A 25,252-nucleotide genomic window follows, 5' to 3' on the forward strand; every position below is an offset into this window, starting at 1 on the left:
TATCGTAAGGAGTATGATGAAGTTTTTCATAAATATGAATCTTTAGCTGTGAAACAACATTGTTTGTTATTTATAGTGAACAAAGACCGTACCTCTATGAAGTAGGATATTGTTGGATTTTCATTTGTATAGATTCTATAGGATCTTTTTACAATTGTAAGACTAAGCGTATCAGGTCACGCTAAAATCTGACAAAATGATAGTAAAGAATAGATTCACTCGCAGCGCAGTTGGCAGGTCATTTCAATTACATCTTCGATGTTGGTTGTTATCGACGTTCGAAGTGTATGATGTATTCCCTTATAAACAGTTAGTTTTTCTACTAACAGCATGAGGGTAATTCTACCTTAGTTTGGGTAATATGAGCTGGAGAGGAGGGTAGTCCAACGCTAAAAATAGATCCCTTATTGGGTGTGCTTTGAATGTTTACAATGCCCTTATTTCTCTCAATCAGATCCTTGCACAATACGAGTCCAACACCCGATCCAGGTTCATGTTCGGTTCCAAAGGACTTTTGCTGAACTTCATTAAATAGGGCGGCAGATTTTAATGGATTTATACCTATACCTTCATCCTGAATATGAATATGTGTATAGAGCTCGTCCACACTGACATAAATGTTGATATTGCCATTGACATAACTAAATTTTATCGCATTACTGATTAAGTTTCGCAAAATGATTGTCATATGATCTCTATTGGCAATTATTTGTGTATCAGGCGGTATATCCAGATTGATTTTGAGTTGTTTAGATTGCGCATTATCGTTGAAGCTTTTAATAATGTGTTGGATAATGGGTTTAATCAATAGTTTTGATGTGCTACAATTCATTCCTTGCATATTGCTGCTGCCCCATTGCAGTAGGTCATCTAACGCCTGATTCTGTTGCGCAATCTGTTGATAGATTTGTTGAATATATTCCTGTGACGTGGTACTGTTTAGCATTTGGTTACGGAACATAAACACCAGCGCTTCAAGGTTGGCAAAAGGACTTTTAATGTCGTGAGCAATAATTGAAAATATTTTTTCCTTGTCGCGATTCATAGATTCTAAATTAAGGCGCTGCTGCTCGATCTTTTTCATATTCTTATAGATGATATCAAGAAAGAAGTTGACCGCAACGACGATAAAAGCAAGCGCATTAATAATATTGAACACCGATCTTGACCGCGGAACTTGCTGGCTTGGTGGCAGTATATCGGGTAGCAGATATAAAAGTGAAATTAGAAAAGCTATCGTAATACAAAGAACTATATGAATCTTTCGGTTTTCATACATCAACATCGCGACGATCAATGTGCACAATAAAAAATATTCTCCACCATTTCTATAAAGCAGAGCACCTGCAAAGAAAAATACAGAATTACTTGTTAACAACGTGGCCTTAGCGATGTTGTATTTCCCGTAATATTGAAGAACAAGCACTGTAAAGGCACATGTTGAATTGGAAAAATTGATAGCAGATAAAATATAACGTTGATCGATAAGATTAAGGATTGCAAAAAATATTGTTGGAAATAAACATAACAATGCAATCAGATTGATCATGTACACGCGTTTGAAATCGATGTATGACATGCCAGGATGTGCACCAATATGGGAAAATAGTTTCCAATATTTACGAAATTTATTCATAAAGACGCGTCGGATTATCTTATAATGTCTTATTATTCAAAATTAACATAAATCAGGAGTTCAACAATGATTTTTCAATATTTCATTGTTTCTATATTACGCTATTTGTTTCCCATATTGATTGCAGATAATCCTTAATCTAGCCGCTGTTGATAATTAATCTTGTGATGGTAATTTTTCAGCCATTCTTAATACGCCCCAAAATCAGCAAGATGCGAATAGAAGAAATCGCCCCAAGAGCTGGTAGATTCTATTTTAAGATAACGCGTGCTAATGGATGCGTTGAGATCGACATTAATCCAAGAACCTGAAACTTTTGTCAATTGTGCCGTTTTGATTAGGGTCCAGCTCGTACCGTTTGCACTTGAATAGATATTGACATCTTTCATTGCTCCATTTAAATTATCGCGATTACGAAATGCAAGCCCCTTAATGGTGCGTAGATCTCCCATATTCACGGAGAAGAAATGTGGTTGAGGTGTTTGTGTTGATGACCATGGCGTATGCCAGACAGTGCTTCGGTTCATATCCAGGACATTACTTGCTGTTGATCCAGGCTCATTGCTATCACTTCCGACGATGGACCAGCCTGTCGTCGGCAATAGTTTGTAAGTAACAACTTTGGATAGATCGGGGATATTGTTGTTAAAGTTATAGGCGTAACGTATGGTTGTACGAACACCGTTGATGTGCATAAAGCCAATTCTCATTTCATAATTTCCTGTGAGGTCATAAAAATCAGCGAGTGGACATTCGAATCTAAAGCTATCCTGACCGATGATTTTTGTTGCCCACTGCACGGCATCATAATCGTTGTTTCCACCGAAGGGTTCTCTATCATGCCAAACAACAATATCATTGACAGGCTTGTTCGCTGTAAATTTTCCGGATATGATAATTGTATTGTTTGTAAAGCTCGAAGACAAAGATATAATTTCTGCTGATGCAGATGCATACCAATCACTTCTAGTCACAGAACTGAATACTTGACTATTATTAAATGTCGCCGCAGTGCTGCTTGTGAGGGAGGTTGTTGAGATTCCATAAGTGGAATTTCCTGATCCCATTAAAGCTGTACCTAAAGTTGGTGCCAATGTCTTATTCATTCTGTTGTGGCTGGCATTCAAGCCATGACCCAATTCGTGAATCATACCACCAATCCATACCGTTGCCTTCCACCCAATATCGCCGCCAATTCCCAAATTTTTAGCGTCAAGATTCACATAGTCCAATGCATAACAACTGGTGCCGGTACCGTAGAATGGCGGGCCGCCAGGATTTGCAGGATCGGTGTTGTAAGTCGGAATAATAATGAGGTTATGCTCGCTTTTCTTTCATTGCTATTTGCAATTATTCCTTTTCGCTGAAGTCTGTTGAAAGTTTTGAAGTCGAGTCGTTCAGCAAATTCTAGCCCTATCTTTTTTATTAGGATCATACCGAAAGTTTGGGGGGGTAATCATTTTTAAGCATACAATTTCATTACCCTATATAGGAAAAATGTGGTGTCTCTTACGCCGCGGAATACGCTCCTGAAAGCTTTGAGTTTTGCATTGAAGGACTCTGCGGATGCATTGGTGCTTCTATTGTCAAAGTAGTGAAGAATGTATTGATGATGCGCTGCAATGGATCTTGCGACACTCTCGAATGAAGCAATACCCGCGTTCTAAACCTGGTTGTGCCACAATCCTAACTTTGTGAAAGCAACTTTTTTATCGCTGCATTTATTGAAGATATCACCTAAGGCAATTCCAAGATCATAAGCCTGTTTTAACTTGGGGAACCTGATAAACAGCAGTTCTGCACGGCGTTTTTGGCTTTCTGACCATCGGCTTGAATGCTGGAACAGCAGGTATCTCGATCTAGCTAATAGCTGTTTGAGCGTATCACCATTAGGTAACAACTCGGGCTCATATGGAATACCTCGTTTTCGCAATTCCATTATTTTCTTGCTTTCTGCATCCAAGACTTCCCATCGATATTTGATACGGAGTTCCTGCACGGCATCATATGCAAGCTTTTGGACATGGAAGCGATCGACTACACGTCTAGCATTCCTGAAACATCTACGGATTGCCTTAGCCATGTTCGGCGCCATATCCATGGTCACTTCTTTTACCTTATTCCTTGAGCGCAGGGGAATCCATTCAAGAACAGTGATAATATCTTCGGCCTTTGTTCCCTTGATAGTTGCCAGAATAGTCCCTTTTCGGCCTTTAGCCGACTTACTGCTTATGATCGTGTAAAGTTCACCGTTACTAAAGCTGGTCTCATCAATGCTTAGCTGTTCGGAGATGTTTTCTGCAAACAATGTCCAGCTCTCGGCATGCGCCTTCTGGTTCCAGTCATGGAAATCACTGAGATGGTTCTTGTATTGATCCTGTAGCTGTTTACCGTCCATCTGGAAGAATAATCCTACCAGTTGGGCACTTACAGGATGGTTATCCAAATATCTTCTTTAAAAAAAGCCCGAATTCCGTAGTCATTCGAGCACCCTCACGTACTAGGTTCCAATTTCTTGTGATGATCTCTCCGGTATCAAGGACTGTCCATCGACGGCGGCGGATATGTAGCGTAACTTTCTGACCTCGAATGGGAAAGTCTGAAATCTCAGTGGAAGGAATGAAGCCCTTTGACTCCAACTTGCTGTTCTCATAGCCTGTCGGTGCAATATTAAGCTCATCTAAATAAATGTGGAGCTGATTGTCAACCTGATCGACTGCTAAAATCTGAAAGTATTCCAAAAGCCCTTCGGGCATCAATAGAGACAGTAATTTACGTTCCGCTTCTTCCAAGAGATATCTGTATTAAAAACGCTAAACTAAGAAATTTTTGACATTCCCCCCAAACTTTCAACTTGATCCTTTTATTATTCCAACCCGACCGACTTAAATTTCGAGTGTTTAAGTATTGAAACAACAAAAGCTAATCGAAAGATTAGCTTTTGTCTGTGATCCCGCTGGGATTCGAACCCAGGACCCATACATTAAAAGTGTATTGCTCTACCAGCTGAGCTACGGAATCGTACTTCGTTTTAGAACTATTGTTCGTTGTTTGAAGTGATGCAAAAGTAGGGCTTTAATCCTATTCCTGCAAATATTTTTGGCTTAAAATCACGTTTAAACAGATAATAACCTGATTTTAAGTCGAAAAAATTAATCGTTTTCCAAATCCATGATTTCTTCTGCCAACTGTTCCCAGCTTTCCTGAAATTGTATCAATAATGCTTTCGCCGAGTTGTATGAGCGCGTAGTGTCCTGTAATTTAGCGGCATCCGAATAAACAGCTTCATCGGCAAGCTTTGACTCTAACGTTTTGACTAAAATTTCCTGTTCTTCTATTTTTTGTTCAAATGATGTAAGTTCTTTATTCTTTTTGCTTAATAAACGCGTTTTATCTTCCGTAAGCGGTTGCTTTTCTTTCTTTGCTTTCGGTTCTTCCTTTGCTTTCTTTTCCGTCTTACCGTCAGGTTTGACAATCCGTTTTGCCGCCCATTCTTCATATTCCTGGTACGTTCCGGGGTATTCTTTGATTTGTTTATCTTCTATGTACCAGATTTTATTCGCGACATTATCCAAGAAATAACGGTCGTGGGATACGACAATAAAGGTTCCTTCGTATTGTTGTAAAGCCTGGATCAGAATGTTGACCGACTGCATATCCAAATGGTTGGTGGGCTCATCGAGTGCCAAGAAGTTGGCATCTGCCGTTAATGCTTTAGCAAGCGCAACACGTGATTTTTCGCCTCCAGAAAGGACTTTAATTTTCTTGAAGGCATCATCCCCTGTAAAAAGGAAGCATCCTAGGATAGAACGTAATTCAGTCTCTGTATGTTTTGGTGCAAAGGCTTGTAATTCGGCAAGGATGGAATTCTCCAGGTGTAAGGCCTCAAGCTGGTGTTGCGCAAAAAATGTTTGCGACACATTATGGCCTTGCTCTGCCTTTCCTTCAAACTCGTGATCCGCGTCAGCTACAATGCGTAATAGTGTCGATTTACCTTTACCATTGGCACCAATCAAAGCGATTTTATCACCCTTTTCAATAATTGCTGAGGTGTTTCTCAATATCTCTAGGTTAGGGTAGGATTTGGAGATATTTTCCAAAGTAACGACATGACGGCCGGAAGGTTTTGAAAATTTAAAACTAAAGTTTACCGTTGGATTATCATCATCCACGTCGTCTATTCTTTCCAAGCGATCCAAAGCCTTGATGCGTGACTGAGCCATTTTTGCTTTCGATGCCTTGGCTCGAAAGCGCTCAATTAAGCGTTCTTCCTGTTTTATTTTTGCCTGTTGGTTTTTAAATTGATTCGCCTGAAGTTCATTTCGTAGTTCTTTTTCTTCAAGGTAAAAACTGTAGTTACCCGCATAAAGTGTTAATTTCCCTTTACGCGATTCGACCGTTTTCTTAATGATACGGTCCAGGAAATACCTATCATGGGAAACAATCACAATGGCACCATCGAACGCCTGAAGATAGTTTTCAAGCCATTTAATTGAAGGTAGGTCCATGTGGTTGGTAGGCTCATCGAGCAATAAAATATCCGGAGTCTGTAAAAGGATACGGGCTAGCATGACCCGCATTCGCCAACCCCCGGAGAACGTAGCTAGCGGTCTTTTTTGCTCTGCTTCAGAAAAGCCAAGACCCGCTAGAATTTCATGAGCTTTGAATTCAATGTTATACCCATCTAGCGCTTCGAATTCTACCTGTTTATCACTCAACTTATTTAGAATATCATCGGAGTAGTCTGTTTCTAATTTACCAAGTAACTCTTCGATTTCGGTATGTAATTGATTTTGGCGTTCGAAAGCTTCCATTGCAACATGCAAAATGCTTTTATCAGAATGGTATGATAATAAATCCTGGTTTAAATAGCCAATCTTCAGATCCTTCGCCATAGAAATCGATCCTGATGTCGGTGTGTATTGACCTACAATAAGCCGAAGCAAAGTAGATTTACCTGTACCATTAGCGCCGATCAGGCCAACTTTATCTCCTGGTTTGATATGCCAGTTTGCTTCATCATATAGGGCGCGAGATCCTATTTCAAATGTTAAATTATTTATTGATATCATTTCAACTGCAAAAGTACAAAAGTAATGAATATTTCTTCTTGTTTGAGTAACTTTGCGATTATGTATAAATTAGTCAAGCCAATATTCTTTACAATGAATCCCGAGACGGCTCACCACAAAGTGACCGGAGGATTAAATGTTTTCTCAAAAATTTGGGGTGCAAAACAATTATTGAATGCTTTTTTTACAGTCGAAGATCCACGTTTGGAGCGCGAAGTTTTTGGATTGAAGTTTAAAAATCCAGTAGGTCTTGCAGCAGGATTTGATAAGAATGCGGAGTATATCGCTGATATGGCTAATTTGGGATTTGGTTTTATTGAGATTGGAACAGTAACTCCTAAACCGCAACCCGGTAATGATAAACCTAGAATGTTTCGTCTGGTACCGGACGAGGCGCTGATCAATAGGATGGGATTCAATAATCAGGGGGCTGATGTCGCTGCAAATAGATTAAAAAACTTGACAGATCGTAAGGGGGTATTGATAGGTGGGAATATCGGGAAGAATAAGCTTACGCCTAATGAAGACGCCGTTAATGATTATATCTATTGTTTCAATGCACTATTTGACCATGTGGATTATTTTGTCGTCAACGTCAGTTCTCCCAATACGCCTGGTCTACGCGATTTACAGGAAAAGGAACCGCTAAAACACATCCTGAATACTTTACAGGGATTGAATAATAGCAAATTAACTCCGAAGCCTATTCTACTTAAAATTGCTCCTGATTTAACAAATAGTCAATTGGATGATATCGTGGAGATTGTTATGGAGACGCAGATTGCTGGCGTTATTGCAACCAATACCACCGTCTCAAGAGATGGATTGAAGAGTGCAACGGCATTAACGCAAGAAGCAGGGGGAGTGAGCGGACGTCCTTTGACCAAAAGGTCTACGGAAGTTATTCGGTACCTAAGTCAAAAATCGAATAAGGCTTTTCCAATTATTGGTGTTGGTGGGATTCATTCGGCTAAAGATGCCATTGAAAAATTAGATGCAGGTGCAAGCCTTGTTCAGGTTTACACTGGCTTTATTTATGAAGGGCCTGGTTTGATTGCCAGTATCTGTAAGGGTATACTCCAGACAGGAAGGTAATAATGACGGTAGCAGCTGATTTTGATCTGAAAGATTTTTTGGATAAGAAAGTTGAGGAATATAACCAACCTAATTTTATACCCAATGATCCGATAGTTATTCCACATCAATTTTCTGCCAAGCAGGATATTGAGATCATGGGTTTCCTGGCCTCAATAATGGCTTGGGGCCAAAGGAGGACGATTATCAATAAATGCAAAGAGCTCATCGTTCGAATGGATGGTCAGCCATATGATTACATCATGAATCATCAAGAACAGGATCTAAAAAGTTTATTGGGATTTAAGCATCGCACGTTTAATGACACCGATATTCTATATTTCGTTGCGTTCTTTAACTACCATTATCGTCATTTTGAATCTTTGGAAGATGCTTTTCTGGTAGGTCAGGAGAACAGAAAGGAGATTGATCTGGAACTGGCTCTTAATACCTTTAAAACGTATTTTTTTTCACTGCCAGATTATCCTGCGCGTACACGTAAACATATTAGTAGCCCCGCACAGAAATCCACTGTTAAAAGGATTAATATGTTTTTACGCTGGATGGTTAGACAGGATAACAAAGGTGTGGATTTTGGTATCTGGAATCGCCTTTCACCAAAAGATCTGATCTGCCCTTGCGATGTTCATGTGGAGCGTGTGGCGCGCAAATTTGGTTTAATTACACTTCATAAAGTCAATTGGAAGACAGCGCAGGAGTTAACAGCAAACTTACGTTTACTTGATCCTCTGGATCCCGTCAAATATGATTTTGCCTTATTCGGTCTGGGAGTAGAAAGGGAACTATAATAAAAAAGCCTGTACAAAATACAGGCTTTCTTATTATATGCCACTTCTAATCAAATAAATCAGAATTGCTGTCTTTCATCGCCGTAGCGGAAAGTAGTTCATTTAGGCAAAAGATTTTTCACTTAAATGATCAATCTTAATCAGTAAATCAACCAATCGATTGGAATAACCAAATTCATTATCGTACCAACCTACCACCTTGACCAATCCCCCAACAATAGAAGTGAGCTGGGCATCAAAAACACAGGAATAAGGGTTATTGATGATGTCAACGGAAACGATTGGATCTTCTGTGTAATACAGCACTTCCTTCAATTCATTTTTTGCTGCCCATTGAAAGGCCTTATTAATTTCTTCAACTGTGGTTTGCTTTTCAAGTGTACAGGTGAAGTCAGTTAATGAGCCATTCAGGACAGGAACGCGTATTCCAGCGCCACCGAGCTTATTCTGTAAATGTGGAAAAACGTTGGTGATAGCTTTAGCTGCACCTGTTGTTGTTGGAATGATTGCAGATGACGCCGCCCGCGCTCTCCGTAAATCTTTATGTGGTGCATCATGAAGATTTTGATCGCCTGTCATGGAGTGCACCGTAGTGATATAGCCATCTTTTATGCCCCAATGGTCATCTAAAATTTTTACTAAGGGAGCAACATTATTAGTCGTGCAAGAGGCATTGGATAAAATGGATGCCGAAAGATCGATAGTCTGATCATTAATACCGAGCACTACTGTCGGAATATCCTTGTCTTGTGCCGGTGCCGAGATAATGACTTTCTTTGCACCTGCTTCTAAATGTAAAGCTGACTTGGCACGTGTCGTAAAATGCCCTGTTGATTCTATCACAACATCGATACCTAATTCTCTCCACGGGAGCATCGAAGGATCTTTTTCATTAGTAACGCGGATTGCTCTGCCATTGATAATAATGTGATTTTCATCGTGGCACACAGTGCCATGAAAAGGGCCGTGCACCGAATCATATTTAAATAAATGGGCAAGCGTCTTTGTATCTGTCAAATCATTTATTGCAACGATCTTTATCTCATCAGAAGCTCCGCGAAGAAAAATATTACGCAATGTATTTCTGCCGATACGGCCGAATCCGTTGATTGCTATGTTGAGCATTTCAGATTATTTATGAAATTGGCTTATTGCTTCGTTGATATTTTTTTCGCCCTCCCAATGTGCTTTCAGTTTTCCATCTGCTCCATAAACATAATTCGCAGGGAATTGTGTCGGCACATGGATTTTTTGAATAAATGTCTGATCTTTATCGATCAATACTTCAACATTCGATGCTTTGGATAATTTTGGAGCAAAACTGTCAAAAAAGCCCAATACTAAAGCCGGGTCATTCATGGAGATATAATATATATTGACATCCTTTAAACGATCCATGTTTTTTTCTAACTCGACAGCCTCATGCTGACAATGGCTACAGCCTGGATCAAAAAGGATAAATACCGTATTTTTATCTTTGGCAACATTATCGTTTGTAACTCTTATCCCGGAACGAAGTTGATAAAACGTAAAATTAGGTAGAATTCCAGCTGGTTCGGAAGATTGGGTAGGAGCCTTCTGCCCGTGATCATGTCCCGCATGGTCGTGGTTTTCTGAAGCAACCTCCTGTGTGGGCATTGTTGTACCCTCAGATTTTGATTTGTTATTATCGCCGCATGAGTATAGGATTCCAGCCACGAATACCGCTGTTAATCCTAAGACTATTTTTTTGTTCATAGAATACATTTGCTTTTAAATCAGTATCAATGATTTGATTTTTCTTTCGTTTGCATCCAAAATTAGATTTTTAAATAAAATCAGCAATACTCAAATACATTAACGAACCAAAACTATGAAAAAAAGCGGATTTTATACCTTACAATTTTATTTATGACAGTTTACTGGATATCCAGTTTGATCGTTAGATACATTTCAATAGACCTACTTCAATCGTTTAGACTTGCTTATTCGATGATATTCGGTTTCTCATCTATGGACTCAGGTGCTATTAGGGATGTTGACTGAATAATTTCAGGTGTGCTTTTTCCGAATTCGATACTGTAAACTTTGAGAAGTACACCGACACAGGATAGAATTAAAGGACCAAATATTAGTCCCAGCATACCGAACAAATTTAGACCAAGTAATACACCAAATACCGTAATTAGGGGGTGTACATCACCCAGCTTTTTTAAAATGGTAAAGCGGAGAACATTATCTATACTCCCTATAATAATGATTCCATACAAAGCAAGGCCTATAGCACTTCCGGATTGTCCGTTGGCGAGTAGAAATAGTGCGGCTGGTAAATAGACCACCATTGTTCCCAAGATTGGAATTATTGTGGAGACAGCCGTTAATATTCCTAGGAATATAGGACTTTCGAGTCCAAAAAACCAATAGCCAAGCCCGGCAACAATACCTTGACACATGGCTAAAATTGGAATACCAATAGCATTGGATTTCACCATCATGTCGAACTCTTTCCATAACTCAGCCTTACTTGCTTTGGTAAAAGGAATGGCGTTATAGATTGTTTCTTCCAGCTTCTTGCTGCTTACAAGCATAAAATAAAGTACAAATAATGCAACAAGTAAATTGACGCCAACTTCTGCGACGGAGTTAAGGATATTGGGTATAAATTTAGCAGCTCGCTGGAGTGTTTGCATCAATGCAGAATCTGAAAGGTCAATATTACTGAAGTAGGGACTGGATTTTAAATAGCTCTTTACAGAATCAAATTTCTGCATCAGTTGGTCTTTGTTGCTAACGACATCTGTAACCTGGGGCACCATGTAGTTGATTAGCAGATAAAGCGGGCCAACTAAAAAAACAATTGTCAGTAAGATTAATAGAATACTTGCCGCCGACTTATTCCACCTTTTTTCTTCGGTAAGCTTATAGTTGATTTTTCTAAATAGAATATACAGCGTTATCGCCCCCAAAAAACCTGGTAAATAATAAAATAAGCTCGTAAAGATCAATATGCATATCGCTAGTATGATAAGGATAAGCATAATTTGATTAATGGAATTATTGTTGATTTGTTTGTATTTCATATAGTTGACAAATATACTGTCTTTTTGACCTGTTTTATCGTATGACAATATTTCTTTAGAAAAGTTTTATAATGCTCAATTATACTTTTTTTTGAATCTTAGTTTTGGTTGTGCGGCATAAGAATATCTCTTAAGATCGTCAGGATATCATAGTGCTTGATAAATAGCATGCACTGTTGAATGTTAGGGGAATCGGAACCGCTTCCAGACTGGATAGCATTGCTGTTCGTTTTGCTTCCCTTATGAAAAAAAGGATGAGACCCTTTCCCTTTTTTGCTGTTTGAAAATAAGCCCATAATCTTTGTTTTTTGGTTATTGCGGCCTTTTTGTAACGGATATGACCGCAACAACTAATATACAAAATAACTTTTGATCTTAATTAATAAAAATTTGACTACCGTGCTCTTCATCCCTTTCTATGGAAAGGGATATCGGAATTCTTTCTTTAAGCTCCTCAACATGAGAAATGATTCCTACAATACGATTTTCGCGGCGTAGCTCTAACAGGGTTTCAAAAACAATATTGATTGAAGCGTTGTCTTGTGTGCCAAAACCTTCATCAATAAAGAAAAAGTTTTTGCTTGCTTTCGTACTCGACTGCACGCTCTCCGCGAGCGCGAGCGCCAAGCTTAGCGATACTTGAAAAGCCTGACCTCCGGATAAGGTTTTTACACTACGGCTCTTCCCTTCATTCAAATAATCTATAATCTCAAATTCATTGTTTTCGTTTATCTGCAGACTAAGTTGGTAGTTTTCGCGTCATACGGTGAAAACGGATATTGGCGTGATCGCACAATTGACGTAGATAAATTGAAGAAACATACTGTACAAAACCAGCTCCTTTAAATAGATTGAAAAGCTGTTTCAAATTTTCATTACGTAAGTTTAACTTCATTTGTTGTTGCAGAAGAATTTCTTTTTTATCGTAAGAAATCATCAATTGATTGAGCTCCTGCCTCAGCTTGGCAACATTTTCAGTACTTTCTTTCAATTGTTGAGCGCTTTCTTTCAACGCCTTTTCCTGTTCAATAAAGATTGTTTCCTCGTACACTTGGTCAACGAGCTTATGTTCCAGTTGAGCAATCTGCGCCTTTACAGATTCAAAATCAATTTGAAACTGCTCCAGCTCAAGTCGGATCTGCTGTACAGGCAAGTTTTGGGCGAGTATCTGCTTAACCTCCTCGATCGCATTAAACGGCGAAGCTAAAAGATGCTGCTGCAACGTGTTGTCAACTTCCAGAATTTCAATTTCAATTGTTTGGAGTCGTTCCAAAATGGCATTCACCACACTGTTTTGCCCTGCGAACTGACTCTTTAACTCGCTTAACTTATCGTTTATCGAAACAAACTCTTTTTCTACCGTAACATTTGAGGTTTTGATCGCGTTATATTCTTCTTCTACAGTTTGGGCGTCTTTCGATTGGTAATCGAACCAGCTGAGGAGTTTTAGATTGCCAATATTTTGATTGATCTGTGCTTCCTTGCTTACTTCGTCGCGTTCAAATTGTCCCAGGGCTTTGTTGTATTTCTCCAGATTTTCCTCTACAGACGCTAAAGCAGTCTGATCGTTTGCAAGCTGATTTTCGAGGGCCTGGATTAGGGTGTCAATTTTGGAAAGCTCCTGTTTTTTGGAAGCATAGATCGATTCATCTGTACTGCTATAGCCTGTCCATACAAATTCATTGATATGGGCCGTTTTTATGGACTGATGCAATTGAATTTTTGTATTTAGTTCATGTTTTTGATCTGTCAATGATTGCAAACGAAGAACAAGTTTCTCCACTTGGAATTTTTGATTCTGTTTTAGTTTTAGGAGTTCAGTTGTGTCGGTCATCAATTTTTCATGAGCAAGGATTTCTAGCGAAATATCCTGCCCATGGTTGACCATAGGATGTTCAATTGCACCACATAGGGGGCAAGGCGACCCTTCTTTCAAATTTTTAGCATATTGGGTTAGCCGCTGCTGTAATAGCAGGTGGGCCTTTTCGTCCTGTAGCTTATTGAGTTTTTGTTCCAATTCCTGAACAACATGGGCATGGGTTGATTGAAATTCCTCCAGGTTGCCGCTGAAATTCTGTAATTCTTGTCTGATGTCGCTGGCATTGTTTTCTAAATCGACCAATTGCCTATTAAGATCGTTCTCTTGTTGTTGTATGCCCTGTTGTCTAGTATACCATTGGCCTAATTCCATCAATTCATGCGGCGAAGGTTTAGCACGCTTTAAATTTAAAATCTCACTTTCAGTCCCCTGGATTTTTGCTTTATAATGTGTTTGTTGTTTTTTTGCTTCTGAGACAAAGTGGCGGCCTTTTTCTGCGCGATCTTGCAAGCCTTTAATTTCCTTGGAAAATGTAATCAATTGCTTTATCAATTCAAGATCCAATTCCTGAATACGGCGTTGCGGCAGTAGTTCATATTTCGGTTTTAACACATTTATCCGGGATTGGTGTTGCTGTATAAGCTGTTGTATTTCTGCTTTTTTTACTTCGGCGTTCGCCAATTTTCTTTGCGTTGATCCCTTATCAAGATCTAATTTTTCTTTGGATCTGAGGCTGTGTAAAAATTTGGCTTGCGCCTCCTCAAACTGGCTTAATTGTAGCCTTAAACTCTCCTTTGGTCCTTTCTGTTCAAGTAATTCTTCGTAGCGTAATTTGATCTGGTTCAATTCAAGGAAATCCGCTTTAAGTTTTTGCAGATGCATGAATTTTTCATGCTGTAATTTATGTGAAGATTCTATAGATGCGAAAGACTGAAGTTCAACCTGTAACTTTGCGCTGGTGGCTGATACAAGGTCTGAAGTGATCTCCTCAAATCCAGATAATTGACCATTCAAGTGATCTAATTCGGATTGATTTTTCTTATATAGCGTGGAAACTTTATCCTGTAGGTCGAACCGATGCAATTGAAAAATCTCTTTCATCATATCGGTGCGTTCCCTGGCGCCAAGTTCTATAAATTCCTTGAATTGTCCTTGTGGAATGATGATTGTTCTTTTGAAGTTTTCATAGCTTAGTCCTATAATTCGTTGTGTATTGCTGCTTTCCAATGGAACCCATGTATCATTTAATTTTTCATAGAGCACGACCGTTGGCGATTTTACGTCATCGAAGTTTTTGGAGTTCCGTTTAAATTCGCGAGTAACTCTAAATGTGCGCCCTTCAAAGTTGACAAAATCAAGTTCGATATATGACTTGTTCGACTTCAGATTCATCATGTTATATCCACGTTTGTCGCGTGCATTCAAACGTTCTGTTTCACCATATAACGCATAAGTAATCGCTTCTAATATGGACGATTTACCAGAGCCCACTGCGCCGAAAATACCAAAAAGTCCAGCTTCGAGAAGTGCGGTAAAATCGATCGTCTGGCGATCCTGATAGGAATAGATCCCCTCTAATATGAGCTTTAACGGAATCATGCAATTAAGAATTTAAAATTTCGCGAAATAGATCAAGGATATCATCACTGGGCGCTTGATTAGCATTTCTGGATTTGAAATAATCTTGAAACAATGCCGATATGTCTTGCTTAAGATTGATTTCTTTGGTGTCTATAGATTCGCCATCCGGCTGTTTAACCACTGGGATCAAATAGATTATTCCTGAATGCGCCTGATAGATCCGCTTTCGCTCTTCTGCTTTTAAAAAGGTGTCGGATTTCAATGTCAATTCTACCAAGGCGTCTGGATTTGCTTCTAGCCAGGAAATGCAACTTTCAATATCCTCAAATGTTTTTCTAAATAATGGTTTACCTTGTGTCAGTGGAATTGGGGTGACGGCTGCCTGCGTATTGGGCGATATATCTACTAGCGCTACAAATTTGGTTTTTCCAGCCTCTGAAAAACTATAGCATAGGGGAGATGATGCATAGATAACTGGTTTCTCTGGAGAGCCTATATTTTGATAACCATGTAGATGTCCTAGTGCGGTATATTGGACTTGTTCCGGAATAGCTTGTGAATAGATTAAGTCTGCATTTCCTATTTTGACCGGCTTTTCACCATCCGGTTCTTCCAAAAGTGGACGACCCAACTTATTCATATAAAGATGGGCAATGAGGATATTAATGCCTTTCCCATCGCAATAGGTCTCGGCAATTTTTTTCCATTCGGAAGACAAAACCTCATTTAACTTACTTTCTTTATCTTCGCCTAAATATTGTTTTAAGCGGATCTCATTCGCATAAGCGGTATGAAGGACTCGAATCGGATGCTCATAATGAGGTAATTTTAAGATGATAATACCTTTATCTGCATGTACGACGGCGAAGCCTTCCGTAGCAAAAGGAGAAACGATGGCGCGCGGATGGCCGATTAAGATGATACCGGATGCCCTTGCCAACGGATCAGGAGCATCAACCAAATGTGGTGAGTCATGATTGCCAGCAATAGCAATTACAGGACGCATGCCATCCTTGCTAAGACGTTTGATTGTTTTATAGAACAGCTCAATTGCTTCGACGCCCGGGTTAAAAGCATCAAATAGATCTCCGGCGATGATCACTAGGTCGACATTTTCCTGATCGGCGATCTGAACGATCTCATCCATCACCAGGACCTGTTCTTCTATTCGAGAGAAGCTTTCCAGTCGCTTTCCAAGGTGCCAATCGGCGGTATGTAATATTTTCATGTAAGAGCTTCGATTTGCGTCAACAGTTACAAACTAAGATAAATTTGATCTGAAATCCAATTATAATTGGATGGAATCGTATAAATTACTGCTCGTTCGTGACTTTAGATTTAGCTATTTAGCGATAGTTTGCGTAAACTGCATCGTGCTGAAAATGTTAAAACTTGTTAAATACGGTGGTCAAAAATCATTTAATTGTATTTTTAATGCTCCAAATTAAGCTAAATTTTATATACATCAAGTATGCGAAGAGTTTATTTATACCTATGTTTTTTCTGTATGCTATTGATGCGTGTAAATGCGCAGGAAGTACAGGCGATTAGAGGAGAAACGACCTATCCTTTTTTATTGAAAAATTCTGGACCCGATTCTTCCGATACGGAGAAGCAACCTGTTTTTGTATTTCTTCATGGGAGGAGTCTTTCCGGTACAAATTTGGATCGTGTAAAGCGCTATGGTATCCTTTATGCTATCAATAAGGGGCAGGAAGTTCCAGGGATTATTGTTGCTCCACAGTCAAAGGGTGGCTGGGATGCAGATAAAGTAATGGAAATTGTGGACTATGTCATCGGACATTATAATGCTGATCCGGACCGTATTTATGTATGTGGGATGAGTATGGGGGGATACGGTACTATGGATGTGGCTGGTAAATATCCGGAAAGGGTAGCGGCAGCTGTGGCCATATGTGGTGGTGGATCGAGTGAGTATGCGTCCAACTTGACTCAAGTGCCCATTTGGTTGCACCATGGTACGGCCGATCGGGCGGTTCCAATTTCAGAATCTAAAAAGATTATGCGGGCTATAAAAAAAGAAGATCCAGATGCTAATGTGAGTTTGAATGTAATAAAAGGAGGTACACATGGAAGTGTAGAACGATTATTTCACGACGATGCAATTTACAATTGGATGTTGAAATTTAGGAAAAGGCATAAGTCTTGAGGGACTTGTCAGCCGGCATAACTGCTTTGAATAAAAAAACCTGATGAGTCACCATCAGGTTTTTTTTATTAACCCTCATTGTTAAATGTAGGCTGCCTTTTTTGAAACTGGGCCATCAGCATATTCGGTTGATGGATCAGGTGAGTTTTGCTTAAATAGTCAGCGTTATCTGCGTAAATAAACAATAATGTGCCATCTTTGATGGTATTAATGATAGGGACTGCAAATTCTCTCGGCACGGCAGGACAGCCGTAACTTTTTCCGAGTCTACCTAAACTCGCTATTGTTCCATTGCTACAATAATCTGCACCATGCATCACGACATATCTCGCTTTGGCATTATCATTTATCCCTTTCTCAAGACCATTCAGTACCAATGAATAGCCGTTCTCACCATTGTATGTATTTTCAGTCGTAAAGAAACCTAAGGAACTTTTGAGTGATTCCTGTTGATTTGAAAAATTTACCGCGTAATTCTCGCCGCTATTTTTCCCATGCGACACTAACGTATTAAACAGTACCTTTTTTTGCGCAAGATCTAACACTACTAGCCTCTTTTCAGTGGACGCCAGCGAGAAATCGATGACCGTCATAATATCTTTATTGTGGATAGGAAGGGCTTTCCTACCTTCCATTGCTTGACGAAACGCTTCGTATTGTAATACTTGAGCTAGGTTCATTTCATCGTATAAGGAATCAACTTCTGTACGTTGACGCTCCACGTTTATACGATGCTTGCTGGCTTCTTGTTGTGTTGTTTTTAATTCTTCTTGTGATGAAAGTGCTGTATTCAGTGCCATCAAAAGAAACATAAACGTATTTCCCATTCTACTCCTTTTCTGTATAGATGTTTACAAAAGTAATAATTAAAATTAATACATATTTGATTTACAGAATGTTAAATATTGTTAATCAATAACTATAACGAGTGACGAAAAGTCTTTTGACCGTTTATAGACAAATTGAGCATGAGATGACGCATTTCTGACGCACATGTGTGACTTTGGAATAGTTCCAAGAGTTTCGCTATATTCGATGATATTGCCATTTGGGTCATTTACAGGAATACCGTGTATATATGCACCTGCGGTAAACCGGGTGGCATAAGGCGCAAATCCGCCGTAAATTTTGGTTCCATCTTTGTAATAAAACATCTTCGATTTATGTTCTTGCACCACAAAAAGACCAGTAGGAGTTTCCTGGGCATGCGGAGGCTTATGTCGCCCACTGGTTGCTGGATTCATGCTTCTGACGATCCATTCATATCCAGCTTTTTCCAATGTACAGATATTTTGGTTTTTAATATCTACAATTGTAACGAATTTAAATTCAATCGTGTCGCGAATAATTTTAAGATAACGCTTTGGCACCCTGTATTTCCCTTCAAACGAAATACCTTCGACCGGAATCCTGTCTAGGCTGTCGGGTCCCTGCACACGGACCAGCCAACCATCGCGCCCATAACGCACCGCTTGATTGGTGGTTAGATCATAGAGTGGTGCGGCCTGATAACGCTCCACATTAAAGCTGTCAGAAACCCGTTTATAAGAGTCCCGTTTGTAGCCCTGAATTGTTGGCGCTTCACCTTTCTCATTTTGATAGTTTTGAAGTACAGCGTATAGCGACGGAGTTTGTTGAAAATTCGTAACAAATGCTAAGCGTTCTTTAATTTTGTGCCATTGGAAAGTTCGTGTAGTAGCCTTATAAGGATAGGTATCTTCCAAGGTATATTTTTTATACTGCAGCTCTTTTTTGATAATTATATCTTCGACTGTGATTAGCTTTGGTTTTTCATTTAACTTTTCAGGAACCTCTTTTTTTTGTTGCCTATTGGGCGGTTGCGGCTTTGTTCTATCTTTTTTACCCTGTTGGCATCCAGTCAACAGGAAAATTAGACTTAGTACTAGACATGCTAATCTTGGACTCATATATGGATTTATAAATTATTGCTTTATGGTTTAAACATAGATAAATTGTTGGTGATTTGCAATTTTATTGTGGTTGAATAAGAACACTTTATGTGAATATTGTCAATCATAGGTGTTTTTAAATAACGTGATGGGAACGAATGACTATTGTCTTTTTTGAGTGCTAAATCGACCTGAACCTGTTCAATTGCTGACTTAATGAAAGTCAGGTTAAAGAGATACATGTTTTTCATGAGCAATAAAAACCCTAGTTTTGTAAGTTGAAATACACGATATGGATAAAATTGTTATTTGTTCGGCGGCAATCCTCAATCCGAATGGTGATTTGTTGATGGTTCGAAAAAAAGGCTCCACTTATTTCCAGTTACCCGGAGGTAAGGCAACGCCGGGAGAGAGTCAGGAGGAAACATTGATTCGTGAGCTTCGCGAAGAGCTACGGTTCGATGTCCTTGAAAAGGATTTAGAATTTTTAGGTAGCCATACAGCATGTGCCGTAAATGAGGTAAGTACACTGGTAGAGGGTAATATTTACGTGATTAAATTGATGGCGACTCAGTCTTTTCAAGCTTATGAAGAGCTGGTAGAGGTGGTTTGGATCGAACAGGACAATTGGCAAAGTTTTAAGCTAGCGCACCTGGCGGCAGAGTTTGTTGTTCCCCGTTGGCTGTCTGGAAAGCTGTAAATTTAAAGGAATGATTTAATGTTACATTGTCCATATTTTTGGATAGCTGTCCGGCTAAAATAAAAGAGCGGAGCTCCAGCTGAATTCCGCTCATTTATTTTTTGATGAATATTCTTTTTAGAAACTGTAGACGCAGGCTAATAGAAATTGTCCGGCAGATTTCGTTGGACTTAAATCATTTTTAATGAATCTTTCTGTACTTCCTTTATCAATTCTGATCTCTGGGATAAATTTGAAGCCGTGATAACTGTATTCTGCTGTTAATGTTGTAGCTAGAATATTAGCACTTGGGATACCATTCTCCTCTTCCTTATGTGTTTGGAAAAATTCTTCACGTAATCCTAATCCAAAATTTTCCGAAAAGTGAACTCTTGGATAGAGAGCGACGCCCGAATATCCGCCACCATCTCTCTTTTTATAATTTGTTGCATTTAAACCAAGGAAAAATTTGGGTGTGAAATCATAGTTAGCAACGAGGTCAACCAAAGTTCCTGAACTGTAATTTGTTTTTCCGCCTGCTGAGGATCCAGTGAGAAAGTTAAGATAAAAGCTACTTTTATCATTGGGTGTGTAAGCTAGCTGGGAACCTACGTGCGACACACCGTTCATATCTTGGTAGACGTTCCAGTCGTTGAATATTCCGACCATCAAAGCCACTTTGTCTGAGAAACTATACGTTGCTTTCAGTCCCGCATCTTGAAAAGGTCCTGCACCAAAAAGATAAGATGTTGAATAATGAAAATTGTAGGTGGGAGATATCACTTCAAAGCCTACAAATGTTCCCATAAAACCTGCAGTAAGATTAAGTTTTTCAGTGAGGTCGTAGCCTACATAGAGATTTTGTATGTGAAAGCTATTTTTATCATCACCAGCTTGACCGTCTCCATTCATGATAGAGCGATATTGACCGCGAGGTCCAAAAGATAACTCACCTACAAATGAAGCCTTTTTAAACTTCTTTTTAACAGCTAAATCTACCATTCCGATGGAAACGGAATTGTTGTCTTCTGTAAAATAGGTGTTAATATTTGGTTTGTTTTGGAAGTCATATTTCCAATAGGTGTCGACAGAACCAGATATTTCGATTCCCTTTTCTTTGTTTTCTTCTTGTGATATCGCTGTATTTATAAGAAATACAGATAAAATTACTGTTGTAAGAAGTTTTTTCATGCTTTTGGAGGTTTAAGTTTGATTTGTTTGGTGTTTTTTTCTGTTTTGATTTTATAATTTCTACTTTCTGAGGCTTATAAATTGTTTTTTTTGTGGTTTAATAATGGTTTTTGTCTTTGTTATTGTGAAATTATATAAAAAAAATCATAAAAAATATATTTTCATAGTATTTTTTTAATAAAAAGACTTTATATTTGATAAAAATATAAATGATAATAGGTTTTTGTTTTGTTTTTGTATTTTTTCAACAATTTTATTAAAGTAATAATAAACACTAATCAGTTTAAACACATGAAAAAAATTATTCCACTTATTGTTCTAGTTCTTTTAGGAGTATTAGGACTTGTATTTCCTTCAATTGACTTGTCTGATCTGAATAAGGCAGAATTTGATACAGGGGACACAGCCTGGTTATTAACTTCTTCTGCATTGGTGCTGATTATGACACCGGGACTTGCATTTTTTTATGGTGGTATGGTTAGCAAAAAAAATGTGATATCAACCATGATGCAAAGTTTCATTTGTATGTGCCTGATGACAATTCTTTGGGTCATCGTTGGTTTCAGCTTAGCTTTCGGTGACGATATCGGTGGCATTGTGGGCGATCCACGTACATTTTTTATGATGAAAGGTACATTGGGAAATGTTGCATGGGGAGCGCTACCAACTATACCTTTGGTTTTATTCGCTATGTTCCAGCTGAAATTTGCGATTATCACACCGGCGCTAATCACTGGTGCTTTTGCAGAACGTATTCGCTTCAATTCATTTATGCTATTTATTATTCTTTTTAGCATCTTTATCTATATGCCATTAGCACACGCAACTTGGCATCCAGAGGGAATTTTAGCCAAGTTTGGCGTTCTTGATTTCGCCGGTGGTACTGTCGTGCATATGTCGGCCGGCTGGGCAGCATTAGCGGCAGCAATCTACTTAAAAGGACGCAAAATACAAGTCCATAACCCTGCACGTATCAGTTATGTGATATTAGGTACTGCTTTATTGTGGTTTGGCTGGTTTGGATTCAACGCAGGTTCTGCAGGAGGCGCAAATTCCTTAGCGGCTTATGCTTTTGCGACAACAACTACTGCCTCGGCTATGGCAGCTATGGCGTGGATATTTGTTGATATTATCCGCGGAAAGAAACCTTCTGCAATGGGTGCATGTATCGGTGCTGTGGTTGGGTTGGTAGCGATTACTCCGGCAGCCGGCTTTGTCAGCATCCCACACGCAATGATTATTGGTCTGGTTGGCGCATTGGTCAGCAACCTTGTTGTTTACCTCAGAAGTAAAACGAGTATTGATGATACATTGGATGTATTCCCTTGTCACGGAGTAGGCGGTATGGTGGGTATGGTACTTACAGGTGTATTTGCACATCATAACATCAACCCAGTGGTGGTAGACAACGGACTGTTTTTTGGCGAAACCAAATTATTCTTTGTCCATATGGTCGCTTTATTTGCCGTGTCATTTTTTGCTTTCGTCGGCTCATTGGTTTTATTAAAAATTACTGACCTTATTGCTCCGCTTCGTGTGGAAGAAACGGACGAAGAACTTGGTTTGGATGTGACCCAACATGCCGAAGCCTTGTAATTAAGATACAGTACACCGTTTATATCTTATCCCAAACAATCTTTTGCTTAGCAGCTGTATTGTTTGGGATATTTTTTGCACTTTTGCCCAAATTCACATAAATGCAGTATATCAAGCAAAAATTTCTAAAAGTGAAAGTATGAGCACGGATACGAAAGAAACATTGCGTTCTGATTTTGAAAAAATGATGCGTTATTGCATACAGACAAACGGAGATTTTGGATTCAATCTGTTTGGCGAATATGCAGTATCGGCGTTAAATTTCTACGTTGGGAGTTCTATTCTTACAATAAGTGAAAAGCGTGAGGCAGCTTTGTTTTTGGCTAACCTTTACAACGCAGGAATCAGAAATGTCATCAGTGACAAAGACCTTCAAGAAATTGCAGACGTTATTGCACAGGACGCAACATTAAATTACCAGTTGCTCGCTCCGCTTTTCAATTAGTGTTTTGTCCATACAAGATCACCAGTCTTATAGCCACATTGAAGAGCATAGGTTAAAAACTCATTTCTAACTTTATCTGGAATAACTGTATCTCTGCCTAAAATCCACATATAATCGAGATTTTCTCCAAAGATAAGCGCATATTTGTAATCCGATGTTATTTTCACAACATTATAGCCACTATAAAACGGGCCAAAGAAAGATACCTTAAGTGCTCCTTCATTCGGACTGTTGACAAGTTTAGCTTTTCCGATAGATTGTTTCCATCGTCCTTTCTCTTCGGAATATCCCTGATTGTTTACGCGGATCGTACCATTTTTATTCATACTATACTCGGCGGAAACCTGACTTAAGCCAGTTTCCCAACGAAAGTCTAGCCGGGCTATTTCATACCACTTTCCAAGATATTTATCCAAATCGAATGGATCGACAACATCGGGCCGCGAAATGACCGGTTTCAGGGCATTGTATGCGACTGTTCCTAGTGCTACTGTGGCCAAAAGCAAGAGTGATTTTTTCTTATCCATATTCATTTTTTTCAAAATTATTTGTTAGTAAAACAACAATTTTAATACCAATAAGGTTTAGAGAAACCGGGCTATTTTATTAATTTTGCTGACTTAAAAATTGTATTGGTGTATTCAAGGGAAGAGATAAAACAATTAAAACATTCGTTCTGGACAAAGTTTGGTCAGTTTATGGCATTACATTTATCTTCGGATGGCGAAAAAGCAAATTGGATTAACTACAAAACAGGCGTTAAGCATTTGTATTTTAAAATGGATGCTGATAAAAATGAAGCGAAAATCGCGATACAATGGTCGCAACCGGATGCGGGTATCAGAGCATTGATGGCTGAGCAGTTTCTTCAGTTTAGAGTTTTGCTGCATGATCTGCTCGGAGAGGAGTGGATTTGGGAGATGGATGGAAGAGATGAATATGGAAAGCCAATTTGTCAGATTTATACCACGATGCAAGGACATAGTATTTTTAGAGAAGTGGATTGGGCCGAACTTATTTCTTTTTTTAAGCCCCGAATAATTGCGCTGGATGAATTTTGGTCATCCGCAAAATATGCGTTCGATTTATTTAAATAATTTTAATTTAATTATACAAAGATGGGTTTAATACAAATTCAAATTAACATTTTAAAAATCGGCTAAATTACGCTGGAAGTTAATTTGAGAAGGAAAAACCGCATCATTTAAAACAACTATTCAATGAGAAAAATTATTAAGTGTTTACTCGCGTTGACTTTGTGTTTTCAGCTTTCATCGGTATTTGCTTGGGGAACGATCGGACATCGTGTAGTCGCTGAAATTGCAGAACGTCATTTGACTAAAAAAGCGAAAAAGAATATCGGAAAAATTATTGGTCAGCAAAAGCTTGCTTATTGGGCCAATTGGGGTGACTTCATTAAGTCGGATCCTAATCCCGAATTTAAAAAATTGGGCAATTCACATTTTATCAATTTAAATTCCAATTTACCTTGGGCAGAGTTCCAGTTGGGGCTTGAACACTCTGCCGATGAAAATTTGTATAAGACTGCTATCCGTATCGAACAGTCTTTTGCTGATAAGACTATCGCTATGGATCAGCAGAAGCAAAATCTTTATTTTTTGATCCATATTTTGGGGGATGCGCATCAACCCATGCATGTAAGCCGTGCTGAAGATCAGGGGGGAAATAAGATTGAAGTAAGCTGGTTCGGAAAAAAATCGAATATCCACCGTGTATGGGACAGTGACTTAGTGGATAACGAAAAATATAGCTATACGGAGTACGCAACAGTGCTCGATGTAAATAGTAAAGAGCGAAACGAACAATTGGCTGCTGGAGAGCTTTCAAATTGGCTCTATGAATCCAACCAATTAGCAGAAAAAATTTATGCTGATGTAGCAAATAATGCCAATTTATCCTATTCGTATGTTTATCAAAATAAAGATGTGATGGAACAATGTATGTTGAAAGGTGGCTTACGCTTGGCTAAAGTCTTAAATCGGATCTTTGGTTAAGATATCGCTTATAAATTTTATAGAACAAAGGCTGTATAGTAAACAAATTTCGAGTAGACATCTGAATTGATTTAGCGAGACAGCTTCAACGGATTAATTCCAAAAAAAGACCAAAATCAGCTAGAATTTGGTCTTTTTTTATGTAAGCTTCATAAAACTTAAAAAGTTATTTGTTACCAAGTTGAAGAGATAGACT

Annotated in this window: 23 protein-coding genes, 1 tRNA gene and 1 pseudogene; 8 read left to right on the forward strand and 17 right to left on the reverse strand. The window is 38.8% G+C overall.

Annotated features, from left to right (window positions below; all coding sequences use genetic code 11):
• Positions 1 to 322: 322 nt before the first annotated feature.
• From QE382_RS12520 to QE382_RS12545, 6 genes and pseudogenes are all read right to left on the reverse strand, one after another.
• On the reverse strand, positions 323 to 1,636 hold the full coding sequence (locus QE382_RS12520; protein WP_307186185.1) for a sensor histidine kinase: 1,314 nt from the start codon (positions 1,634 to 1,636) through the stop codon (positions 323 to 325).
• 188 nt (positions 1,637 to 1,824) lie between these two features.
• On the reverse strand, positions 1,825 to 2,859 hold the full coding sequence (locus tag QE382_RS12525) for a discoidin domain-containing protein (RefSeq protein ID WP_307186186.1): 1,035 nt from the start codon (positions 2,857 to 2,859) through the stop codon (positions 1,825 to 1,827).
• Positions 2,860 to 3,098: 239 nt separating this feature from the next.
• Positions 3,099 to 4,034, reverse strand: a pseudogene (locus tag QE382_RS12530) (ISAon1 family transposase).
• 40 nt (positions 4,035 to 4,074) lie between these two features.
• Positions 4,075 to 4,428, reverse strand: coding sequence for an ISAon1 family transposase N-terminal region protein (locus tag QE382_RS12535; protein WP_307184523.1), 354 nt, complete (start codon positions 4,426 to 4,428; stop codon positions 4,075 to 4,077).
• A gap of 156 nt (positions 4,429 to 4,584) precedes the next feature.
• Positions 4,585 to 4,657: transfer RNA gene (locus QE382_RS12540), tRNA-Lys, on the reverse strand.
• Between the two features lie 131 nt (positions 4,658 to 4,788).
• A complete protein-coding gene (locus tag QE382_RS12545; protein ID WP_307186187.1) occupies positions 4,789 to 6,708 on the reverse strand; it encodes an ABC-F family ATP-binding cassette domain-containing protein in 1,920 nt (639 codons plus the stop codon).
• A gap of 60 nt (positions 6,709 to 6,768) precedes the next feature.
• Between QE382_RS12545 and QE382_RS12550 the strand changes: the two genes are divergently transcribed.
• Positions 6,769 to 7,803, forward strand: coding sequence for a quinone-dependent dihydroorotate dehydrogenase (locus tag QE382_RS12550; protein ID WP_307186188.1), 1,035 nt, complete (start codon positions 6,769 to 6,771; stop codon positions 7,801 to 7,803).
• 2 nt (positions 7,804 to 7,805) lie between these two features.
• Positions 7,806 to 8,591: a TIGR02757 family protein gene (locus tag QE382_RS12555; protein WP_307186189.1), complete on the forward strand. Its 786-nt coding sequence runs from the start codon at positions 7,806 to 7,808 to the stop codon at positions 8,589 to 8,591.
• 102 nt (positions 8,592 to 8,693) lie between these two features.
• Here QE382_RS12555 and gap read toward each other — a convergent pair whose 3' ends face one another.
• From gap to QE382_RS12590, 7 genes are all read right to left on the reverse strand, one after another.
• The gene (gene gap / locus QE382_RS12560; RefSeq protein WP_307186190.1) at positions 8,694 to 9,716 is read right to left on the reverse strand and encodes a type I glyceraldehyde-3-phosphate dehydrogenase; all 1,023 of its coding nucleotides are present in this window, start codon (positions 9,714 to 9,716) and stop codon (positions 8,694 to 8,696) included.
• A 6-nt stretch (positions 9,717 to 9,722) separates the two neighbouring features.
• Entirely contained in the window at positions 9,723 to 10,328 is a 606-nt protein-coding gene (locus tag QE382_RS12565; protein WP_307186191.1) for a TlpA family protein disulfide reductase, read from the reverse strand.
• A 227-nt stretch (positions 10,329 to 10,555) separates the two neighbouring features.
• Positions 10,556 to 11,650, reverse strand: a complete 1,095-nt coding sequence (locus QE382_RS12570; protein ID WP_307186192.1) for an AI-2E family transporter — start codon at positions 11,648 to 11,650, stop codon at positions 10,556 to 10,558.
• A 98-nt stretch (positions 11,651 to 11,748) separates the two neighbouring features.
• A complete protein-coding gene (locus QE382_RS12575; protein WP_307186193.1) occupies positions 11,749 to 11,946 on the reverse strand; it encodes a hypothetical protein in 198 nt (65 codons plus the stop codon).
• Between the two features lie 79 nt (positions 11,947 to 12,025).
• Complete coding sequence (locus QE382_RS12580; RefSeq protein ID WP_307188027.1) at positions 12,026 to 12,388, reverse strand: SbcC/MukB-like Walker B domain-containing protein; 363 nt, start codon at positions 12,386 to 12,388, stop codon at positions 12,026 to 12,028.
• Position 12,389: 1 nt separating this feature from the next.
• Entirely contained in the window at positions 12,390 to 15,068 is a 2,679-nt protein-coding gene (locus QE382_RS12585; protein WP_307186194.1) for an AAA family ATPase, read from the reverse strand.
• Positions 15,069 to 15,072: 4 nt separating this feature from the next.
• Positions 15,073 to 16,278 (reverse strand): metallophosphoesterase family protein, encoded by a 1,206-nt coding sequence (locus tag QE382_RS12590; RefSeq protein WP_307186195.1) that lies wholly within the window; start codon positions 16,276 to 16,278, stop codon positions 15,073 to 15,075.
• Positions 16,279 to 16,521: 243 nt separating this feature from the next.
• Between QE382_RS12590 and QE382_RS12595 the strand changes: the two genes are divergently transcribed.
• Positions 16,522 to 17,220 (forward strand): carboxylesterase family protein, encoded by a 699-nt coding sequence (locus QE382_RS12595; protein ID WP_307186196.1) that lies wholly within the window; start codon positions 16,522 to 16,524, stop codon positions 17,218 to 17,220.
• A 68-nt stretch (positions 17,221 to 17,288) separates the two neighbouring features.
• Here QE382_RS12595 and QE382_RS12600 read toward each other — a convergent pair whose 3' ends face one another.
• Together QE382_RS12600 and QE382_RS12605 are read right to left on the reverse strand one after the other, a co-directional pair.
• Positions 17,289 to 18,047: a murein L,D-transpeptidase catalytic domain family protein gene (locus tag QE382_RS12600; protein WP_307186197.1), complete on the reverse strand. Its 759-nt coding sequence runs from the start codon at positions 18,045 to 18,047 to the stop codon at positions 17,289 to 17,291.
• An 81-nt stretch (positions 18,048 to 18,128) separates the two neighbouring features.
• A complete protein-coding gene (locus QE382_RS12605; RefSeq protein WP_307186198.1) occupies positions 18,129 to 19,148 on the reverse strand; it encodes a L,D-transpeptidase in 1,020 nt (339 codons plus the stop codon).
• A gap of 274 nt (positions 19,149 to 19,422) precedes the next feature.
• On the opposite strand from QE382_RS12605, the gene QE382_RS12610 reads away from it, so the two are divergent.
• Positions 19,423 to 19,830, forward strand: coding sequence for an NUDIX hydrolase (locus tag QE382_RS12610; RefSeq protein ID WP_307186199.1), 408 nt, complete (start codon positions 19,423 to 19,425; stop codon positions 19,828 to 19,830).
• 117 nt (positions 19,831 to 19,947) lie between these two features.
• On the opposite strand, the gene QE382_RS12615 is transcribed toward QE382_RS12610, so the two are convergent.
• Positions 19,948 to 21,000 (reverse strand): outer membrane beta-barrel protein, encoded by a 1,053-nt coding sequence (locus QE382_RS12615; protein WP_307186200.1) that lies wholly within the window; start codon positions 20,998 to 21,000, stop codon positions 19,948 to 19,950.
• Positions 21,001 to 21,291: 291 nt separating this feature from the next.
• Between QE382_RS12615 and QE382_RS12620 the strand changes: the two genes are divergently transcribed.
• Together QE382_RS12620 and QE382_RS12625 are read left to right on the forward strand one after the other, a co-directional pair.
• Positions 21,292 to 22,596 carry an ammonium transporter gene (locus QE382_RS12620; RefSeq protein WP_293957664.1) on the forward strand — a complete coding sequence of 435 codons (1,305 nt, stop codon included), beginning with the start codon at positions 21,292 to 21,294 and terminating at the stop codon, positions 22,594 to 22,596.
• A 139-nt stretch (positions 22,597 to 22,735) separates the two neighbouring features.
• Positions 22,736 to 23,041 (forward strand): hypothetical protein, encoded by a 306-nt coding sequence (locus QE382_RS12625; protein WP_307186201.1) that lies wholly within the window; start codon positions 22,736 to 22,738, stop codon positions 23,039 to 23,041.
• Here QE382_RS12625 and QE382_RS12630 read toward each other — a convergent pair.
• Positions 23,038 to 23,568, reverse strand: coding sequence for a lipocalin family protein (locus tag QE382_RS12630; RefSeq protein ID WP_307186202.1), 531 nt, complete (start codon positions 23,566 to 23,568; stop codon positions 23,038 to 23,040). The genes QE382_RS12625 and QE382_RS12630 overlap by 4 nt on opposite strands.
• Positions 23,569 to 23,676: 108 nt before the next feature.
• On the opposite strand from QE382_RS12630, the gene QE382_RS12635 reads away from it, so the two are divergent.
• Positions 23,677 to 24,138: a DUF4268 domain-containing protein gene (locus QE382_RS12635; RefSeq protein WP_307186203.1), complete on the forward strand. Its 462-nt coding sequence runs from the start codon at positions 23,677 to 23,679 to the stop codon at positions 24,136 to 24,138.
• Positions 24,139 to 24,261: 123 nt separating this feature from the next.
• Positions 24,262 to 25,056: a S1/P1 nuclease gene (locus tag QE382_RS12640; protein WP_307186204.1), complete on the forward strand. Its 795-nt coding sequence runs from the start codon at positions 24,262 to 24,264 to the stop codon at positions 25,054 to 25,056.
• Positions 25,057 to 25,252 lie beyond the last annotated feature (196 nt).

The sequence above is a fragment of the Sphingobacterium zeae genome (assembly GCF_030818895.1).
Taxonomy (GTDB): Bacteria; Bacteroidota; Bacteroidia; order Sphingobacteriales; family Sphingobacteriaceae; genus Sphingobacterium; species Sphingobacterium zeae.

Coding starts and splice junctions, on each gene's coding strand:
- QE382_RS12605 (WP_307186198.1), bottom strand. CDS start 19,148: ATGAGTCCAAGATTAGCATGTCTAGTACTAAGTCTAATTTTCCTGTTG.
- QE382_RS12620 (WP_293957664.1), top strand. CDS start 21,292: ATGAAAAAAATTATTCCACTTATTGTTCTAGTTCTTTTAGGAGTATTA.
- QE382_RS12520 (WP_307186185.1), bottom strand. CDS start 1,636: ATGAATAAATTTCGTAAATATTGGAAACTATTTTCCCATATTGGTGCA.
- QE382_RS12615 (WP_307186200.1), bottom strand. CDS start 21,000: ATGAAAAAACTTCTTACAACAGTAATTTTATCTGTATTTCTTATAAAT.
- QE382_RS12625 (WP_307186201.1), top strand. CDS start 22,736: ATGAGCACGGATACGAAAGAAACATTGCGTTCTGATTTTGAAAAAATG.
- QE382_RS12610 (WP_307186199.1), top strand. CDS start 19,423: ATGGATAAAATTGTTATTTGTTCGGCGGCAATCCTCAATCCGAATGGT.
- QE382_RS12575 (WP_307186193.1), bottom strand. CDS start 11,946: ATGGGCTTATTTTCAAACAGCAAAAAAGGGAAAGGGTCTCATCCTTTT.
- QE382_RS12600 (WP_307186197.1), bottom strand. CDS start 18,047: ATGGGAAATACGTTTATGTTTCTTTTGATGGCACTGAATACAGCACTT.
- QE382_RS12630 (WP_307186202.1), bottom strand. CDS start 23,568: ATGGATAAGAAAAAATCACTCTTGCTTTTGGCCACAGTAGCACTAGGA.
- QE382_RS12585 (WP_307186194.1), bottom strand. CDS start 15,068: ATGATTCCGTTAAAGCTCATATTAGAGGGGATCTATTCCTATCAGGAT.
- QE382_RS12565 (WP_307186191.1), bottom strand. CDS start 10,328: ATGAACAAAAAAATAGTCTTAGGATTAACAGCGGTATTCGTGGCTGGA.
- QE382_RS12545 (WP_307186187.1), bottom strand. CDS start 6,708: ATGATATCAATAAATAATTTAACATTTGAAATAGGATCTCGCGCCCTA.
- QE382_RS12550 (WP_307186188.1), top strand. CDS start 6,769: ATGTATAAATTAGTCAAGCCAATATTCTTTACAATGAATCCCGAGACG.
- QE382_RS12555 (WP_307186189.1), top strand. CDS start 7,806: ATGACGGTAGCAGCTGATTTTGATCTGAAAGATTTTTTGGATAAGAAA.
- QE382_RS12640 (WP_307186204.1), top strand. CDS start 24,262: ATGAGAAAAATTATTAAGTGTTTACTCGCGTTGACTTTGTGTTTTCAG.
- QE382_RS12570 (WP_307186192.1), bottom strand. CDS start 11,650: ATGAAATACAAACAAATCAACAATAATTCCATTAATCAAATTATGCTT.
- QE382_RS12595 (WP_307186196.1), top strand. CDS start 16,522: ATGCGAAGAGTTTATTTATACCTATGTTTTTTCTGTATGCTATTGATG.
- QE382_RS12590 (WP_307186195.1), bottom strand. CDS start 16,278: ATGAAAATATTACATACCGCCGATTGGCACCTTGGAAAGCGACTGGAA.
- gap (WP_307186190.1), bottom strand. CDS start 9,716: ATGCTCAACATAGCAATCAACGGATTCGGCCGTATCGGCAGAAATACA.